Source organism: Blastococcus sp. TML/M2B (assembly GCF_016612865.1).
In the GTDB taxonomy this organism is placed as follows: Bacteria; Actinomycetota; Actinomycetes; order Mycobacteriales; family Geodermatophilaceae; genus Blastococcus.
The window spans coordinates 58,297-74,284 of record NZ_JAENZZ010000003.1 but is presented as its reverse complement, the minus strand read 5'-3'; the positions used below and the strand labels follow the sequence as shown (position 1 = coordinate 74,284).

Sequence of the window (15,988 nt, the reverse complement as noted above, 5' to 3'; positions counted from 1 at the left end):
CGGAGGGCGGCGCCCTAGGGTCGGTCGGGTGAGCATCCGCGCCGGCATCGTCGTCACCGGGACCGAGGTCCTCACCGGCCGCGTCGCCGACGCCAACGGGCCGTGGCTCGCCGAGCGGCTGCGGGAGCTCGGCGTCGACGTCGGGCACGTCGTCGTGGTGGGCGACCGGCCCGACGACCTGCGCGACGCCCTCGCCTTCCTCGCCGGCACCGGCGTCCCCCTCCTCCTCACCACCGGCGGGCTCGGGCCGACCGCCGACGACCTGACCGCCGAGGTGGTCGGCGCGTACCAGGGGTGCCCCTCGGACGTGGACCCCGAGCTCGAGCAGCGGATCGCCGCCGTCGTCGACCGGCTCATGGCGTTGCGCGGCTGGCGGGCCGACCCGGTGTCGACCGCCGAGGGCGTCCGGAAGCAGGCGCGGGTGCCCGCGGGCGCCACGGTCCTGGACCCGGTCGGCACCGCGCCCGGTCTCGTCGTCCCGCCCGCGGAGGGGCGGACCGGCCCGGTCGTCGTCGTGCTCCCCGGCCCGCCGGGCGAGCTGCGCGGCATGTGGCCCGCCGCGCTCGCCGCCGCGCCGGTCGCCGCCCTGCTCACCGGGGCGCCGGAGCTGCGCCAGGAGACGGTGCGGCTGTGGGGCACGCTCGAGGCCCAGCTGGCCGCCACGCTGCGCGACGCGGACGACGAGCTCGGCGGGCTGGAGATCACCACGTGCCTGCGGGAGGGCGAGCTGGAGATCGTCACCCGCTTCGGCCCGGACGCGCAGCCCGCCTACGACCGGTTGCTCGCGGTGCTCTCCGAGCGGCACGGCGACACGATCTTCTCCACCGGGCCGGACCTCGACGAGGTCGTGGCCGGCGCGCTGGTCGAGCGGGGGCTCACCGTCGCCACCGCGGAGTCCTGCACCGGGGGGCTGCTCGCCGGGCGGCTGAGCGCCCGCGCCGGCTCGTCGGCGTTCCTGCTCGGCGGGGTCGCCGCCTACGCGAACAGCGCCAAGGAGGCCCTGCTCGACGTGCCTGCCGCGCTGATCGAGGCGCACGGTGCGGTCAGCGCGGAGGTGGCCGCGGCCCTGGCCGAGGGCGCCCGGGCCCGCTTCGGTGCCGACGTCGGCGTCGGGATCACCGGAGTCGCCGGCCCCGGTGGCGGCACCGCGGACAAGCCGGTCGGCACCGTGCACGTGTGCGTCGTCGGCCCGGACGGGCAGGTCGCCCGCGCCCTGCGGTTGCGCGGCTCGCGGACGGCGGTGCGGGAACGCTCCGTCACGATGGCGCTGCACCTGCTGCGCGAACTGCTGGTCGGCGGTCCCCCGGCCTGACGGTGCGGGTGTCCGGCGCGCCCCCGCGGGGCACATCCCGGCGGTGACGACGCTGACCCTGCACGCGACCGGCACCGCCCCGCCCGCCGAGGTCTGGGAGCGGTACGCCGTCCCGGCCCGCTGGCCGGGCTGGTCGCCGCAGATCACCGGCGTGGAGTTCCCGGCCGGCCGGCTGGCCCCCGGTCTCGCCGGCCGGGTGCGCGGCCCCCTGGGGGTGTCGGCGCCCTTCGCAGTCGAGGACGTCGACGAGGCCGCCAGCCGGTGGTCGTGGCGGGTCGCCGTCGGGCCGCTGCACGTGCGGCTGCTGCACTGGGTCGCCGAGGGCCCCGGCGGCGGGACGACGACCGGGCTGCGGCTGTCCGGGCCGGCTCCGCTGGTCCTGGGGTACGCCCCGGCCGCCCGCCTGGCCCTCGGGCGCCTCGTCCGCGCCTGACCCCCCGCGGGCGAGCGGTCGGGGGCCGCCGCCGGACGGCCCGCTGGAATTACGGTGCGGGCATGCCCGCCACCCACGAGGTGACCAACCAGGTGCCCCCGCTGGTCGGGCACGACCCGATCGCGGGGGATGCCGCCCTGGCCGAGGCCTGCGTGCGGCACGCCGACCGGGCCACCCTGGACTCCCTCGCCGGGCTGGGCCGGCTCGCCGGGAGCGAGCAGGCGCAGGAATGGGGGCGGCTGGCGAACGAGAACCCGCCGCGGCTGCGCACGCACGACCGCTACGGCCACCGGATCGACGAGGTGGAGTTCCACCCGGCCTGGCACGAGCTGATGCGCACGGCGGTCGGCAACGGGCTCGCCGGGGCGCCGTGGCGGGCCGCGGCCGAGGGGGACGCGCACGCCCACGTCCGCCGGGCGGTCGGCTACGTGGGCTGGACGCAGGTGGAGATGGGCCACGCCTGTCCCACGACGATGACCTACGCCGTCGTCCCCGCCCTGCGCCGGGCGCCCGAGCTCGCCGCGCGGCTCGAGCCGGGGCTCACGGCGACGGAGTACGACTTCGGGCTGGCCGAGCCCACCGGCAAGCGCGGGCTGATCGCCGGCATGGGCATGACCGAGAAGCAGGGCGGCTCCGACGTGCGGGCCGGCACCACCCGGGCGGTGCCCCAGCCGGACGGCACCCACCGGCTGACCGGCCACAAGTGGTTCACGTCCGCACCGATGAGCGACCTGTTCCTCGTGCTGGCCCAGCTCGACGAGGGCGTCTCCTGCTTCCTCGTCCCGCGGGTGCTCCCCGACGGATCGCGGAACGTGTTCCACGTGCAACGTCTCAAGGACAAGCTCGGCGACCGGTCCAACGCCTCCAGCGAGGTCGAGTTCGACGGCACGACGGGCTGGCTCGTCGGCGAACCGGGCCGCGGCGTCCCGGCCATCATCGAGATGGTCAACATGACCCGGCTGGACTGCGTGCTCGGCTCGGCGGCCACGGTGCGCGCCGCCCTGACCCAGGCCGGCTACCACGCCCGGCACCGCGCCGCCTTCGGCGCGACTCCTGGTCGACCAGCCGCTCATGCAGAACGTGCTCGCCGACCTCGCGGTCGAGAGCGAGGCCGCGACTGCGCTCGCCGTCCGGCTCGCCGCCGCCGTCGACGCCGGGGAGTCGGCCTTCCTGCGGCTGGCGGGCGCGGCGGCGAAGTTCTGGGTCTGCAAGCGCACGCCCGGCGTCGTCGCGGAGGCGATGGAGGTCCTGGGCGGCAACGGCTACGTCGAGGACTCCGGGCTGCCGCGGCTCTACCGGCAGGCGCCGCTGAACTCCATCTGGGAGGGCTCGGGCAACGTCATCGCCCTGGACGTCCTCCGGGCCGTGGGCCGCTCCTCGGAGTCGCTCGCCGCGGTGATCGAGGAGATCGACCTCGCCCGGGGGGTGGACCCGCGCTTCGACGACGCGGTGAAGCGACTCGCAGCGGAGCTCGGGGACCCCGAGCGGCTGCCGCTGCGGGCCCGCCGGATCGCCGGCCTGCTCGCGCTCTGCCTCCAGGGTTCGCTGCTCCTCCGGCACGCCCCGGCAGCGGTGTCCGACGCCTTCTGCGCGTCCCGGCTCGGCGGCGACTGGGGCGCGGTGCTGGGCACCCTCCCCGCGTCCGCGGACGTCGCTGCGCTGGTCAGCCGCGCGGCGATCGGAACGCCCGGCTGAGGCGCTCGGGGCAGTAGGCTCGGGGGGTCGGACCCCGGCCTCCTGGGCCCGGCCCGGGACGGTTCTGTGCCGTAACCTCCGCATACGCGGACCATCGAGCGCCAGCGGACGGAGTGCGGGGAGCGTGGCTTCAGACGACGGGTCGCGGCCGGATCTCGCCGCGGTGCCGGACGCCGTCTTCCGGCTCGACGCCGGGGGCCGCTTCACCTACGTCAACGCGGCCGCCGAGCTGCTGCTGGAACGGCGTGCCGACCAGCTGCTGGGGCGCCGGGCGCGGAACTGCTTCCCGGCCACGGTGAACACCATCGCCGAGGAGCGGTACCAGCAGACCCTCGGCGACGGCGTCGCCCGCGAGTTCGACTACTTCTACGAGCCGCAGGGCCGCTGGTACGAGATCCGCGTCTTCCCGGACCCACCCGGCATCTCGGTCTTCTTCCGGGACGTGGACTCCCGGCACCGCGCCGACGCCGAGCGCGAGGCCGAGCTCGGCCGGCTCACCTCCGTGCTCGAGGCGCTGCCGTCGGCGACGGTGCTGGTCGACGAGCGCGGGCGCATCGTCACCGGCAACCGCGCCTGGATGGACAGCCGCGCCCGGCCCGAGCTCGGCCTCGGCGTCCCGGGCTCGGACTACCTCGCGGCCGTGCAGCGCGGGCTGGCACCCGCGGACGCCGAGGCGATCGCCGCAGGCATCCGCGCGCTCGTCGCCGCGCCGGCCGAGAGGGCGGACACCTTCGAGCACGAGTACGCGCGGTCGACCCCGACCACCACCGGCTGGTTCCGCATGCAGGCCTCGCGGGTCGAGCACTCGACGCGGGTCGTGGTCACGCACACCGACGTCACCGAGCGGGTGCGCGGCGAGCAGGCGCTCGCCTGGCGGGCCCGCCACGACGACCTGACCGGCCTGCCCAACCGCAGCACCCTGCTCGACCTCACCGCCGAGGCCCTGGCCGCCGGGCCGGACGACGACGGCGCGGGGGCCGCGCTCATCGTCCTCGACCTCGACGGCTTCAAGACGATCAACGACTCACTGGGCCACGGCATCGGCGACCAGCTGCTCCGGCAGGTCGGCCACCGGCTGGCCGGCGCGCTGCGGCCCGGTGACGCCGTCGGGCGGCTGGGCAGCGACCAGTTCGTCGTGCTGGCGCACCGCTGCCACACCTCCGATGCCGCGGACCTCGCCTTCCGGCTCCAGGGCACCTTCACCCGGCCCTTCCCGGCCTCGGGCATCTCGGTCCCGCTCTCGGCCAGCGTCGGGGTCGCCGTCGCCCAGCCCGACGCCCGCGACCCCCACCAGCTGCTCAGCGACGCCGACGCGGCGATGTTCGCGGCCAAGAGCATGGGCCGCGACCGGGTGCTGGCTGTTCTCGCCCGGGCTGCGGGAGGCCGCGCGCTGGCGGCTGGAGGTCGCCACCCGCCTGCGGGACGAGGCGATCGACCAGCTCGTCGTCCACTACCAACCGGTGGTCCGGCTCGACACCGGCGAGGTGGAGGGCGTCGAGGCGCTGGTGCGGTGGCAGCACCCCGAGCGCGGCCTGCTCGCCCCGGACACCTTCCTCGCCGTCGCCGAGGAGACCGGGCAGATCATCCCGATCACCCGCTGGCTGCTGCGGGAGACGACGCGGCGGGCCGCCGCCTGGGCCGCCGAAGGCCTGCCGCTGCGCATGGCGGTCAACATCAGCGCCCGGCACTTCTCGGCCGAGACCCTGGTCCGCGACGTCCGCCTGGCGCTGCGCGAGTCCGGCCTGGCGGCCGACCAGCTCGTCCTCGAGCTCACCGAGACCAGCATCGCCGAGGACCCCACCCGCGCCGAGGACCAGCTCACCGTCCTCCGCCGTGCCGGGGTGCGGGTCGCCATCGACGACTTCGGCACCGGCTGGTCGTCGCTGGCCCAGCTGTTCTCCCTGCCGATCGGCACGCTGAAGATCGACCGCTCGCTGCTGGTCGCCGCCGAGCGGGTCACCGGCGGCGAGGGCGGCGCGGTGCTCGCGGCGATCGTCGCGCTCACCCGCACGCTGGGCATCCGGTCGGTGGCCGAGGGCGTGGAGACCGTCGAGCACCTGCGGATGGTCCGCGAGGCCGGCTGCGACCTGGTCCAGGGCTGGCTGCTCGGGCACGCCATGCCCGGGGACGACGTCCCGCGCTGGGTCCGGTCGGTGCAGGAGGCCGGGGGCGACGCCTGCGCGATCGCCGCCGCCGCGACCTCGGTGCCGACCGCCCCGTGAACGTGCGCCGCACCATCCGCCGGGCCACGGCGCCGGCCGGCCCGCCGTCCGTCCCGCCCGGCCGCCCGCCCGCCGGAACGCCGTCGCCGGGGCCGTCCGCGACGGGTCGAGCTCCGCAAGGGCAGACTGCTCCCCGTGCCGGACAGCCCTTCCGCCCCCGCCGACGTCGTCGCCACCCCGCTGCCCGCCGAGGGCGCCGCGAGCGACGACGGTCGCCGCCGCCCGCCGCTGGACCTGCTCATCTGGGACGCCCCGAACATCGACATGACCCTGTCGACGGTCATCGGCGCGCGCCCCACGAAGGACTCGCGACCCCGGTTCGACGCGATCGCCGCCTGGTTCGTCGCGGGCGCGGAGGACGGCGCGGGCCCCGTGCCCGAGGTCGAGGCGTGCGTCTTCGCCAACATCCCGCCGCAGCCCGGGTCCTTGCGCGGGTTCGTCGAGGCGCTGCGCGGGTTCGGGTACGCGGTGTTCGCCCGGCCCAAGCTCCAGCCGAACGACGACATCGACCAGGACATGCTCGACCACATCGCGGTCCGCGAGCACAGCCACCAGCTGCGCCGGCTGATCGTCTTCTCCGGCGACGGGCGGAACTTCGCCGAGCCGCTGGAGCAGCTGGCGCGGCAGGGCACCCACGTCGTCGTCGTCGCGTTCAGCGAGGTGGCCGGCTACGCGATCAGCTCCGACGTCCTGGAGTTCATCGACATCGAGGACGTCCCCGGCGCGTTCGTCGAGCCGCTGGACCGGGTGCGCCTGGACGCGCTGCCCGCCGACGGCGCCTGGCTGCGCCCCACCCGCAGCCTGCGCGAGTTCGTCAGCTCCTACGCGGCGCGCCGCCCCTGAGCCCGAGGGTACGGAGAACGGCAGTTACCGTTCTCGCGAAAGGGTCCGGTCCACGGTTGAGGGTCCGCAGGGTCCGCAACTGACGAACGGAGACTTCCATGGCGCGCGTTCCCGGTGTCGACCATTCCGAGGAGCAGTCCGAGGCGGACGTCACGCTCGCCGCACACGGCATCTCGATCAGCTCCCGGGTGGAGCACGTGAGCGACGGCGTGGTCACCGTCCGCCCCTCCGCGGGCGAGTACGTGGAGCAGTCCGTCGTCCGCCCGGGTGACTCCGTCGAGGTCTTCTGGAGGACCGGCGCCACCCGGCGCGCGCTGCCGGCCGAGGTGATCGAGGTCGAGACCGGCACGGTGGTGCGCTGGCGCCTCCGGGTGACCGGCCCGGCCGAGGAGAGCCAGCGCCGCACCGCCGTCCGCGGCCGGGTGGGCCTCGAGGTCACCGCCGGCATCGGCGGGCTGGACCTGACCGGCGAGACCCTGGACCTCAGCGAGAACGGCATGCGCGCGCGGTTCGAGGGCTTCGGCATGCTCCCCGAGGCCGGCGCCACGCTGACCCTCGCGTTCGAGCTGGAGGACGGCGCGATCAGCACCAAGGCCGAGGTCGTGCGCGCCCAGGCCCGGGGTGCCCGCTGGATGATGTCGCTCCGGTTCGTCGGCATCCAGGAGAAGGACCAGGACCGGGTGCGCCGCCGCGTGTTCCAGGTGCTGCGGGAGGAGCGCGCCCGCTCCGTGGAGTGAGGCCGTGCGGAGGTGGCCCCGGAGGGGTCGCCGCTCGAGCTCAGTCCCGGCGGGAGTCACCCGAGCGCGGCTCGGGGAGCCGGTCGCGCTGCGCCTGCTCGGGGGCCGCGGCGCGACCCGACGGCAGCCGGGCCCAGACGTGCTTGCGCCCGGGCCGCTGCTCCCAGCCGAAGCTGGAGGACAGCTGGGTGACCAGGTGCAGCCCCATCCCGCCCAGGGCGGGGTCGCGGTCGATGGCCGGGACGGGCGGCTTCTCGGGGGCCTCGTCGCTCAGGTCGAGCAGCCAGCCCTCCGCGCCGGCGACGACGAGGGCGCGGACGTCCCCGCCCCCGTGGCGGAGGGCGTTGGAGGCGAGCTCCTCGAAGACCAGCAGCAGCCCGTCGCGGGCGTCCTCGGTCGACGCGGAGGCCACCGAGGGGTGGGCGATGCGGGCGCGGAGGTCCGAGCGGACGCGGGAGACGACGTGCATCGCCTCGAGCTGCCAGTGCCAGACGTCGCCGGGGACGGAGGGGACGGGCGCCGTGGGCCACGCCTCCCGGACCGGCTCGTCGCCCATGCCATCTCCTCGCGTCTGCTGCGCACGCGCCGCGGGGAGGTCCCCCGGCAGCGCCACCATCCTGACCGATCACGCCCCCACGCGCGAAGGGGGGCGGGGAACACCGGGCGGTCCGGGGCACAATGCCGGGGTGGACGACCTCATGCGCGACCTGAGCCGGGTGGTGCTGGCCGACCGCTCCCTCGAGGAGACCCTCGGCGAGATCACGGTCATCGCAGCCCGTGGCGTACCCGGTGCGGAGTCGGTCTCCACGACGCTGCTCCGCGGCGACAAGCCGTTCACCGCTGCCCACTCCGGCGAGATGGCCCTGGCCGCCGACGAGCTGCAGTACGAAGAGGGCTATGGGCCCTGCATGGACGCCGGCCGCGGCGGGGTGGTGCTGCGGATCGACGACACGCACACCGAGCAGCGCTGGCCCAGCTACGTCGCGCGCGTGCGCGAGCAGGGCGTCCGCAGCTCGCTGTCGGTCCCGCTGCCCTACCAGGGCACCGTCATCGGCGCGCTGAACGTGTACTCCTCGCGGCCGGAGGCCTTCCTCCCGGACGAATCGCTGCGCACCGCCCGGGAGGTCGCGGAGGCGATCGCGGTGGCGGTGGTCAACGCCACCGCCCACCACCGGCTGTCCGAGCAGAGCCGGAACCTGCAGATCGCGATGGAGTCGCGCGCGGTCATCGAGCAGGCGAAGGGCGTGCTCATGGCGCAGCGGGGCGTCGACGGCGACGCGGCGTTCGAGATCCTGCGCGACGCCTCCCAGCGCTACAACCGCAAGCTGCGGGAGATCGCCGTCGGCATCGTGGCGTCGACCCGGGCGGGCTAGGCCCCCGCGTCCAGGCGGGCCAGCCGCGACACGAGGAACTCGACGGCGGCCGCGCTGTCGACGGTCTCGGCCACCTCGACCGCCGACGGCGAGGTCGCGACCGCCCGCCGGTCCACGAGGGTCTGCCCGCGACCGGCGCCCAGGGTGGTGTCGACGACGACGTCCCGGCGGACGGTGCCGACCGTGCCCGGGACGATCGCCTCGGTGAGCGCCAGCGCGTCGTGCACGACCACCCCGGCGGTGCCGTAGGCGCCCCGCGCGTGGTCCAGGTACTGCTGCAGGATCGCGGCCGCCGTGGCGCCGATCGGGCCGGCCGCGGCGAACCGGGCGATGCCCTCCTCGGTCAGCACCGTGGGCAGGGTGACGTCCAGCCCGACCATGACCGTGGGCAGGCTCGAGCCGAGCACGGCGGCGGCCGCCTCGGGGTCGGACCAGATGTTGAACTCCGCCGCGGCGGTGACGTTGCCGCCGCGCGCGGCCGAGCCGCCCATGACGACCAGCCGGCCGATGCGGGCGGCGGCCTCCGGGTAGACGGCCAGCAGCAGCGCGATGTTGGTGAGCGGCCCGATGGGCGCGACGGTCACCGGTTCCGGCGAGCTCATCAGCAGCTCGGCCAGCGCGACGACGGCGGGACGCGGGTCGACGCGGGCGGGGGACGGCGGCAGCTGCACCCCGCCCAGGGCCCTCGGCGCCGTGCACGTGGCCCGCCCGTTCCGGCTGCGGGTGGATGAGCGCGGCCTGCGCCCCGGCGGCCACCGGCACGTCGGAACGTCCGGCGAGGTGCAGCACCCGCAGCGCGTTCTCCGTCGTCAGCGCCAGGTCGACGTTGCCGTGCACGGTGGTGACCAGCCGGAGGTCGACCTCCGGGCTGGCCAGTGCGAGCAGGATCGCCAGCGCGTCGTCGATGCCGGGGTCGGTGTCGATCACCAGGGGGATGCGGGCGGTCACCGACGCATCCTGCCAGTGGCCGCGCCTCCTCCCCCGAGGGCGGGGTCGCGGGGCTTCGCGCGGCTCGCCGGACCCCGGGAACCCCGCTCTCGCGTCAGCTCTCGTCGCGCAGCGGCTCGTGCGTCGCCTTCCACCACGGGGCCTGGGCCAGCAGGTACAGGACGACGCCGACCGCGAGCAGGATCGCCGCGCGGAGCCAGGTCCCGGCCTCCTGCTTCCACAGCAGCAGCAGGCAGGAGGCGACGGCGAGCACCGGGACGACGGGCCACACCCGGAAGTGGTCGGCCTCCACCCGGTCCTTGCGCAGCACGAGGACGGCGGTGTTGGTGCTGAGGAAGACGAACAGCAGCAGCAGGACGACGGTGTTGGCCAGCTCGCCCAGGTCGCCGGTGAGCGTGAGCGCGATCGCCACCAGCGTCGTCACCAGGATCGACACCCACGGCGTCCGGCGGCCGGGCAGCACCCGGGCCAGCGGCCGGGGGAGCAGCCCCTGCTCGGCCATCCCGAACACCAGGCGGCTGGCCATGATCATGGTGAGCAGGGCGCCGTTGGCGACGGCGATCAGCGCGATCGCGCTGAACAGCTCGTCGGGGACGCCGACGTCGGCTGCGCGCACGACCTCGAGCAGCGGGCCGGAGGAGTCGGCCAGCTGGTCGGCCGGCAGCACGACCGCCGCGGCGAGCCCGACCAGCACGTAGACGACGCCGGCCACCAGCAGGGCGCCGAAGAGCGCCATCGGGTAGACCCGCCGCACGTCGCGGACCTCCTCCGCCACGTTGGCGGAGGTCTCGAAGCCGACGAAGGAGTAGTAGGCGATCAGCGCCGCGGCCAGCACGCCGGAGGCGACCCCGACGCCGTCGGGGAACTCGGTGACCCGGCCGACGTCGCCGTCGCCGCGACCGAGCACCAGGGCGCCGAGGATGACCACCAGGACCAGGCCGGACACCTCGATGACGGTCATGACCACGTTGGCCCGCACGGACTCCTTGATGCCGCGGGCGTTGACCAGCGCGACGACCACGAGGAAGACGACGGCGGCGGGGACGGCCGGCACGTCGAGGAAGACGCCCAGGTAGTCACCGCCGAAGGCCAGCGAGAGGCCGGCCGCGCTGGTGACGCCGGCGGCGAGCATGCAGTAGCCGACGAGGAAGGAGACGAGCGGGCTGCCGAAGGCCCGCTCGGCGAACACCGACGAGCCGCCGGCCCTGGGGTACTTCGTGACCAGCTCCGCGTAGGAGGCCGCGGTGAGCATGGCGAGCACGAGGGCGACCAGCATCGGGGCCCAGACCGCGCCGCCGACCTCGCCGGCCATCACGCCGAACAGGGCGTAGATGCCCGCGCCCAGGACGTCGCCGAGGATGAACAGGAACAGCAGCTTCCCCGTCACCGACCGCTTGAGGCGGGTGTCGTCGCCCGCTGGCCCTGGTTCGGTGGAGGTGGCCGTGGCGCCCTGCTCGTGATCATGCACGGGCCGAGTCTCGGAGCGTGCCGCGCGGGCGGCAATTCGGCGGGTGGCCCGATCGGGGGAGCGGCGTCGTCCGCGCGGTGTGGCGGCACCGGTACCGGCCCGCCCCGGTACCGCGACACGCGGGCGCGGCGCGGCCCGCGCCGGAGTGACCGGTGGGGTCGGTGTGCCGTTCCACGCTCGGAACCCGCCTGCTTGTCGACAAGGGCACGGCCCGGGGGACGGGTCACCGGCCGCCGCGGGACCCCCGCGCAACTATTCGGTCACGCGCCCTCCAGGACGTGTCCCGGACGGCCGTCGCGCGCGGCCCGACTGCCTAGCTTTCTCCTTGTCCGCGACACCTTCCCCGGTCGCGGACGACGACCTGGAGGCGACATGAGCAGCAGCGAGGCGAGCGCGATGGCGCTGGCACGCCGGGGCGCGCTCCCTCCCGACGCGGGCGGCTCCCTGTCCGGCCTCGTCGCCGTGCTGGACCGCGCCGACGCGGGCCGGCGGTCCCGGCCGGTGCACACGGCCGCCTTCCGCGCGACGGTGCGCCCGGTGCCGCTGCGCACGATGCAGCTGGCCCCCTCGGCCCGGCCCGCCCGGCTGCCCGTCGTCCCCGCGCCGCGCACGCCGACCGTGACCGTCGTGCCCGACCGCGTGCGCCGCCCCGTCGCGGGGCTGCGCGACCTCACCCGCCGGATCGCGCTGTGGGGCGGCGGGGCGAACGGCGAGCACCTGGCCTGGCGCACGCCCGAGCCCGCGCCGTCGGTGTCCCTGCGTCGGCGGCTGCACGCCCTCACCCGGCGGGCCGCCCACTGGGGTGCCGGCCCGCACGGCGAGCACCTCGCGTGGGGCCGCCCGGCCCCCGTGGAGGTTCCCGCGCCGACCCGGGTCGACGCCCCGGTCGTCCTGCGCGAGCTGCCCAGCACCCCCACGATCCGGCCCGCGGCGCCTTCCCCCGCCGTGGCGCTGCTTCCCGCACCGGTGGGCCCCGTCCGGCCCGGGTGGGCACCGCCGCCCCCCGGCTGGCCGCAGCCCCCGGCGTGGCGCACCCCCGCCCCTGCCCGCTCCGCCGCCGTCGCCCGGCCGGTGCCCGTGGCCCGGACCGCGACACCCGGTGCGGGACGGACCGTTCCCGCCGCCCGCTCGCCCGCGGGTGGGGCGCGCGCCGGGCCGGCCCGCGCCCGGGGGGACCCGTCCTCCCGCGCCGAACCCCGCCGGACGCCTCCCGCGACCGGCTGACCCCGCGCGATCCACGGAGAACCGGCCGTGGACGCCGTCCTCCGCTCCACCCGAGCACGCCGCGACCGTCCCCCTCATGCCGGGGACCGCGACCGCGCCTCGGTCGTCCGAGTGCGACCCTCCCGGGCCGTCCTCGGCGCACTCCTGGCCCACCCCGACGGTGCCCCTCCGGGCGCCGGCCGCTGCTCCGCCCGACGTTCCGCGCCTCGATCCCCCGCCGACTGCAGCACGCAGCGCGCGGACCCTCCCCGGAGGCGCGCACCGACGAGGGGCCGGCTGCCGGATCCGGATCCGCCGCGGTGAGACCAACAGGCCCTGCCGGTACCCGGTGCGCTCACGTCCGCCTGCGTGAGCCGCACGGGTCTCTGACCGGCAGCACCTGGCCGGGCGGCGCCGATGCAGCCCCGGGTCCGGCCCCGCACCACGACCGGCGCGGTCCGGGAGCAGCCGGCCCGGGCGCCGCGGAGGACGACGAGCTCGCACCACCCGCACGATCCGCCGAGCGGCGGGCACCTCCCGGAACGCCTCCGGGGCGGTGCCCGCCGCTCTGCTGCGTCCCGGGTCCGCGCCGTTCGGCCCCGCCGGGGAGAATGGCCCCCGGCGGGCCGCTTCCGGCGCCGTGGACGGATGCCGGCGAGGGGGGACGACGAACGTGACCTCGGTCGATCCCACGGTCGATACCACCGCCGTGAACCGGGTGTCCGCCGTCCGCCGGCTCGAGGCGACGGCCGTGGGCTCTGCCGCGCTGCAGCGGCTCACCGCGCTGGCCGTGCAGCTGCTGGGTGCCGACGCCGCCCAGGTGTCGCTCTTCGGTGACGACGAGCTGGTCCTCGGCGGCACCGGCCTCCCGCAGGGCACCGTGGGCATCCGCGTGCCCCTGACCGAGTCCCTCTGCGGCGTGACCGCGGCCGCCTCGCCGGACCCGGTCGTGGCCCCGGACGCGCACCGCGACCCGCGGCTGGCCGCCCTGCCGCCGGTGGCCTCCGGGGAGGTGGGCGCCTACCTGGGCATCCCGCTCACGGTCTTCGAGGGCCAGGTGGTGGGTGCCCTGTCCGCCTTCGGCCGCGAGCCGCGGCCGTGGGGCGACGCCGACGTCGCGCTGCTCCGCCAGCTCGGTGACTCGGTGGCGATCGAGCTGCAGCTGGCCGCCGAGGTGCGCGAGATGGAGTCCAGCCGGCTGGCGTTCGAGCTGGCCATCGACGCCGCGGGCATCGGCAGCTTCGACTGGGACCTGGTCAGCGGGCGGCTGGTGTGGGACGACCGGCTCAAGGAGCTGATGGGCTTCGACCGCGACTCCTTCGACGAGACGATCGACGCCTTCGCCCAGCGCTGCCACCCCGACGACCGCGAGCGGACGATGGAGGCGCTGCAGGAGGCCATCGACGGCGTCGGGGAGTACGACGCCGAGTTCCGCGTCGTGCTGCCCTCCGGGGAGACCCGCTGGATCCAGGGCCGCGGCCGGGCGCTGGCCGACGACGCCGGGATCGCCGTCCGCGTGGTGGGGGCGGGGTACGACACGACGGCGCAGCGGACCGCGGACGCGCGGGTCGCCCGCGTCATGGAGTCGGTGAAGTCGGCGTTCTTCACCCTCGACCGCGCGTGGCGGTTCACCTACCTCAACGCCGAGTCCGAGCGGGTCCTGCAGACGACCCGCGAGGAGCTGCTGGGCGCCGTCGTCTGGGACGCCTTCCCGGACGCCTCAGAGGCGGAGTTCGGCCGCCGCTACCGCGAGGCCGTGTCCACCGGCCGGGAGCAGGTCTTCGAGGCCTACTACCCGGCACCGCTCGACGCGTGGTTCGAGGTGCGCGCGTGGCCCGGCCCGGACGGGCTGTCGGTCTCCTTCCTCGACGTGTCCGACCGACGGGCCGCGCAGGAACGGGCGCGTCGGGGCGCGGAGCGGCTGCGGCTGGTCGCCGAGACCACCGGCGCGATGGCCGAGCGGCTGGCCAGCGGGGCCGGTGAGGAGCAGGCGGTCCAGCGGGTGGCCGAGGCGCTCGTCCCGATCAGCGGGGACTGGGTGATCGCCAGCTTGGTCGATGCAGACGGGCGGATGCGCGACGTCGCAGGCTGGCACCGCGACCCGGAGCTCCGGGGCGCCGTCCGCAGGTACGCCGCGCTGCGGCTGGCCGCCCTGCCGCCCGACGCCCCGATCCTCCGCGCGCTGGCCTCCGGGCAGCTGCGCGAGGTGCCCGACGTCCAGCAGGCGGTCGGCCGCTTCCTGCCGCCCGGCGAGGTCAAGGACGTGCTGGACGCGCTCGCCCCGAAGACCGCCGTCACGCTGCCGCTCGTCGCCCGTGGGCGCACCCTGGGCGCGTTGAGCGTCTACCGGTCGGCCGATCGCGAGCGGGCCGACGCCGACGACGTCGCCACGCTGCGCGACATCGCCGACCGCGTCGCACTGGCGCTGGACAACTCCCGCCTCTACGAGCAGCAGCGCCGGCTCGCCGAGGGCCTGCAGCGCAGCATGCTGACCGACCCGCCGGAGCCGGACCACGCCGAGATCGTCGTGCGGTACCTGCCCGCCGTGGAGGCGGCCGAGGTGGGCGGCGACTGGTACGACGCCTTCCTGCAGCCGAACGGCAGCACCGTGCTGGTCATCGGGGACGTCGTCGGCCACGACACCGCGGCCGCGGCGGCGATGGGCCAGCTCCGCGGCATGCTGCGCGGCATCGCCTACCGGGACGGCATCGGCCCCGCCGCCGTCCTCACCGGTCTGGATGCCGCCATCCAGGGGCTCGGCATGGGGACGATGGCGACCGCCGCGATCGCCCGGGCGGAGCAGACCCCCGAGGAGCGCGCGCAGGGCCTCACCCGGCTGCGCTGGTCGAACGCCGGGCACCCGCCGCCCCTGGTGCTGCACCCCGACGGTCGGATCGAGGAGCTCGCCACCGAGCGGGCGGAGCTGATGCTCGGCGTCGACCCGACCGCGCGCCGGACCGAGTCCGTGCTCACCGTCCGGCGGGGGGCGACGATCCTGCTCTACACCGACGGCCTGGTCGAGGGCCGGGACCTGCCGCTGGACGAGGGCATCGCCCGGCTGCGGGAGGCGTTCGCGCAGCTCGCCGACCGCCCGCTCGCCGAGCTGTGCGACGAGGTGATCCGCCGGCTGCGCCCGGAGGGCCTGCAGGACGACGTCGCGCTGGTGGCGATCCGGCTGCACCCGGAGGACCGGCCGCGTCCCCGGGAGGCCGGGCCGCAGCAGCTGCCGCCCGGCATCGGCTGACCGCGGGTCAGCCGCGGGGGAGCAGCGCCCAGACGTGCTTGGCGCTGCGGCCGGCGTACCAGCCGTGGCGCAGCGCCATGCGGGCGATCAGGTACAGCCCGAGGCCGCCCTGGCTGGGGTCGCGGTCCACCGCCGGGGTGGGCGGCTGCGCGGGAGCGGAGTCGGACACCTCGATGAGGTACCCGGTGTCGGTGAGCCGGACGGCCGCCTCGACCCGGCCACCGCCGTGCCGCAGGGCGTTCGAGGCCATCTCGTCCAGCGCCAGGATGAGCTGGTCCAGCACGTCCGGCTCGACCTGGTCGGCCACGGTGGCGCGGACGTCGGCCCGCATCCGGGGCAGCTCGGCGACCTCGCCGAGCTGCCAGTGCAGGAGGGGTTCGGCTGCCGGAGGGGCAGCGGACGGCCACACGCGATCTGCCGCTTGCCCCGTCACGTGCTGACCCCTCGCATCCTCGGCCGCCGTGGACATGGCTCGCCGAACACCTGTGTATGGGCTCGGCAGTCCGCCGC

12 protein-coding genes and 3 pseudogenes are annotated in these 15,988 nt (G+C 76.2%); 11 read left to right on the top strand and 4 right to left on the bottom strand.

Going from position 1 to position 15,988, the window contains the following annotated elements:
* Positions 1 to 28: 28 nt before the first annotated feature.
* The 8 genes and pseudogenes from JKP75_RS18845 to JKP75_RS18820 all read left to right on the top strand — a co-directional run bounded on the left by JKP75_RS18845 (position 29) and on the right by JKP75_RS18820 (position 7,242).
* On the top strand, positions 29 to 1,312 hold the full coding sequence (locus tag JKP75_RS18845; RefSeq protein WP_200493400.1) for a competence/damage-inducible protein A: 1,284 nt from the start codon (positions 29 to 31) through the stop codon (positions 1,310 to 1,312).
* A 43-nt stretch (positions 1,313 to 1,355) separates the two neighbouring features.
* Entirely contained in the window at positions 1,356 to 1,745 is a 390-nt protein-coding gene (locus tag JKP75_RS18840) for an SRPBCC family protein (RefSeq protein WP_200491269.1), read from the top strand.
* 62 nt (positions 1,746 to 1,807) lie between these two features.
* Positions 1,808 to 2,572 (top strand): annotated as a pseudogene (locus tag JKP75_RS22125) (acyl-CoA dehydrogenase family protein); the annotation flags it as partial.
* A gap of 244 nt (positions 2,573 to 2,816) precedes the next feature.
* Positions 2,817 to 3,440, top strand: coding sequence for an acyl-CoA dehydrogenase family protein (locus tag JKP75_RS22120; RefSeq protein ID WP_242473642.1), 624 nt, complete (start codon positions 2,817 to 2,819; stop codon positions 3,438 to 3,440).
* A 124-nt stretch (positions 3,441 to 3,564) separates the two neighbouring features.
* Positions 3,565 to 4,737 (top strand): annotated as a pseudogene (locus JKP75_RS22115) (diguanylate cyclase domain-containing protein); the annotation flags it as partial.
* Between the two features lie 163 nt (positions 4,738 to 4,900).
* The gene (locus JKP75_RS22110; RefSeq protein ID WP_309230034.1) at positions 4,901 to 5,662 is read left to right on the top strand and encodes an EAL domain-containing protein; all 762 of its coding nucleotides are present in this window, start codon (positions 4,901 to 4,903) and stop codon (positions 5,660 to 5,662) included.
* Positions 5,663 to 5,797: 135 nt separating this feature from the next.
* Positions 5,798 to 6,505 (top strand): NYN domain-containing protein, encoded by a 708-nt coding sequence (locus JKP75_RS18825; RefSeq protein WP_309230033.1) that lies wholly within the window; start codon positions 5,798 to 5,800, stop codon positions 6,503 to 6,505.
* A 98-nt stretch (positions 6,506 to 6,603) separates the two neighbouring features.
* Positions 6,604 to 7,242, top strand: a complete 639-nt coding sequence (locus JKP75_RS18820; protein WP_200489745.1) for a flagellar brake protein — start codon at positions 6,604 to 6,606, stop codon at positions 7,240 to 7,242.
* A gap of 40 nt (positions 7,243 to 7,282) precedes the next feature.
* Here JKP75_RS18820 and JKP75_RS18815 read toward each other — a convergent pair whose 3' ends face one another.
* A complete protein-coding gene (locus JKP75_RS18815; RefSeq protein WP_200489744.1) occupies positions 7,283 to 7,798 on the bottom strand; it encodes an ATP-binding protein in 516 nt (171 codons plus the stop codon).
* Positions 7,799 to 7,928: 130 nt separating this feature from the next.
* Here JKP75_RS18815 and JKP75_RS18810 point away from each other — a divergent pair, with 130 nt between their 5' ends.
* Positions 7,929 to 8,615, top strand: coding sequence for a GAF and ANTAR domain-containing protein (locus JKP75_RS18810; protein WP_200489743.1), 687 nt, complete (start codon positions 7,929 to 7,931; stop codon positions 8,613 to 8,615).
* Here the strand turns inward: JKP75_RS18810 and JKP75_RS18805 are convergent.
* A pseudogene (locus JKP75_RS18805) lies at positions 8,612 to 9,542 on the bottom strand (nucleoside hydrolase). The gene JKP75_RS18810 and the pseudogene JKP75_RS18805 sit on opposite strands and share 4 nt — an antisense overlap.
* A 115-nt stretch (positions 9,543 to 9,657) precedes the next feature.
* Entirely contained in the window at positions 9,658 to 11,031 is a 1,374-nt protein-coding gene (locus JKP75_RS18800) for an APC family permease (protein ID WP_200493399.1), read from the bottom strand.
* A gap of 372 nt (positions 11,032 to 11,403) precedes the next feature.
* Between JKP75_RS18800 and JKP75_RS18795 the strand changes: the two genes are divergently transcribed.
* Complete coding sequence (locus tag JKP75_RS18795; protein ID WP_200489741.1) at positions 11,404 to 12,255, top strand: hypothetical protein; 852 nt, start codon at positions 11,404 to 11,406, stop codon at positions 12,253 to 12,255.
* 688 nt (positions 12,256 to 12,943) lie between these two features.
* Positions 12,944 to 15,478, top strand: coding sequence for a SpoIIE family protein phosphatase (locus JKP75_RS18790; protein ID WP_309230032.1), 2,535 nt, complete (start codon positions 12,944 to 12,946; stop codon positions 15,476 to 15,478).
* Between the two features lie 7 nt (positions 15,479 to 15,485).
* On the opposite strand, the gene JKP75_RS18785 is transcribed toward JKP75_RS18790, so the two are convergent.
* Positions 15,486 to 15,887: an ATP-binding protein gene (locus JKP75_RS18785; RefSeq protein ID WP_309230031.1), complete on the bottom strand. Its 402-nt coding sequence runs from the start codon at positions 15,885 to 15,887 to the stop codon at positions 15,486 to 15,488.
* Positions 15,888 to 15,988: the final 101 nt, after the last annotated feature.

Bases quoted from the DNA above. Each gene is read 5' to 3' on its own strand.
- JKP75_RS22120 (WP_242473642.1), top strand. From the start codon at position 2,817: ATGCAGAACGTGCTCGCCGACCTCGCGGTCGAGAGCGAGGCCGCGACT.
- JKP75_RS18820 (WP_200489745.1), top strand. From the start codon at position 6,604: ATGGCGCGCGTTCCCGGTGTCGACCATTCCGAGGAGCAGTCCGAGGCG.
- JKP75_RS18815 (WP_200489744.1), bottom strand. From the start codon at position 7,798: ATGGGCGACGAGCCGGTCCGGGAGGCGTGGCCCACGGCGCCCGTCCCC.
- JKP75_RS18795 (WP_200489741.1), top strand. From the start codon at position 11,404: ATGAGCAGCAGCGAGGCGAGCGCGATGGCGCTGGCACGCCGGGGCGCG.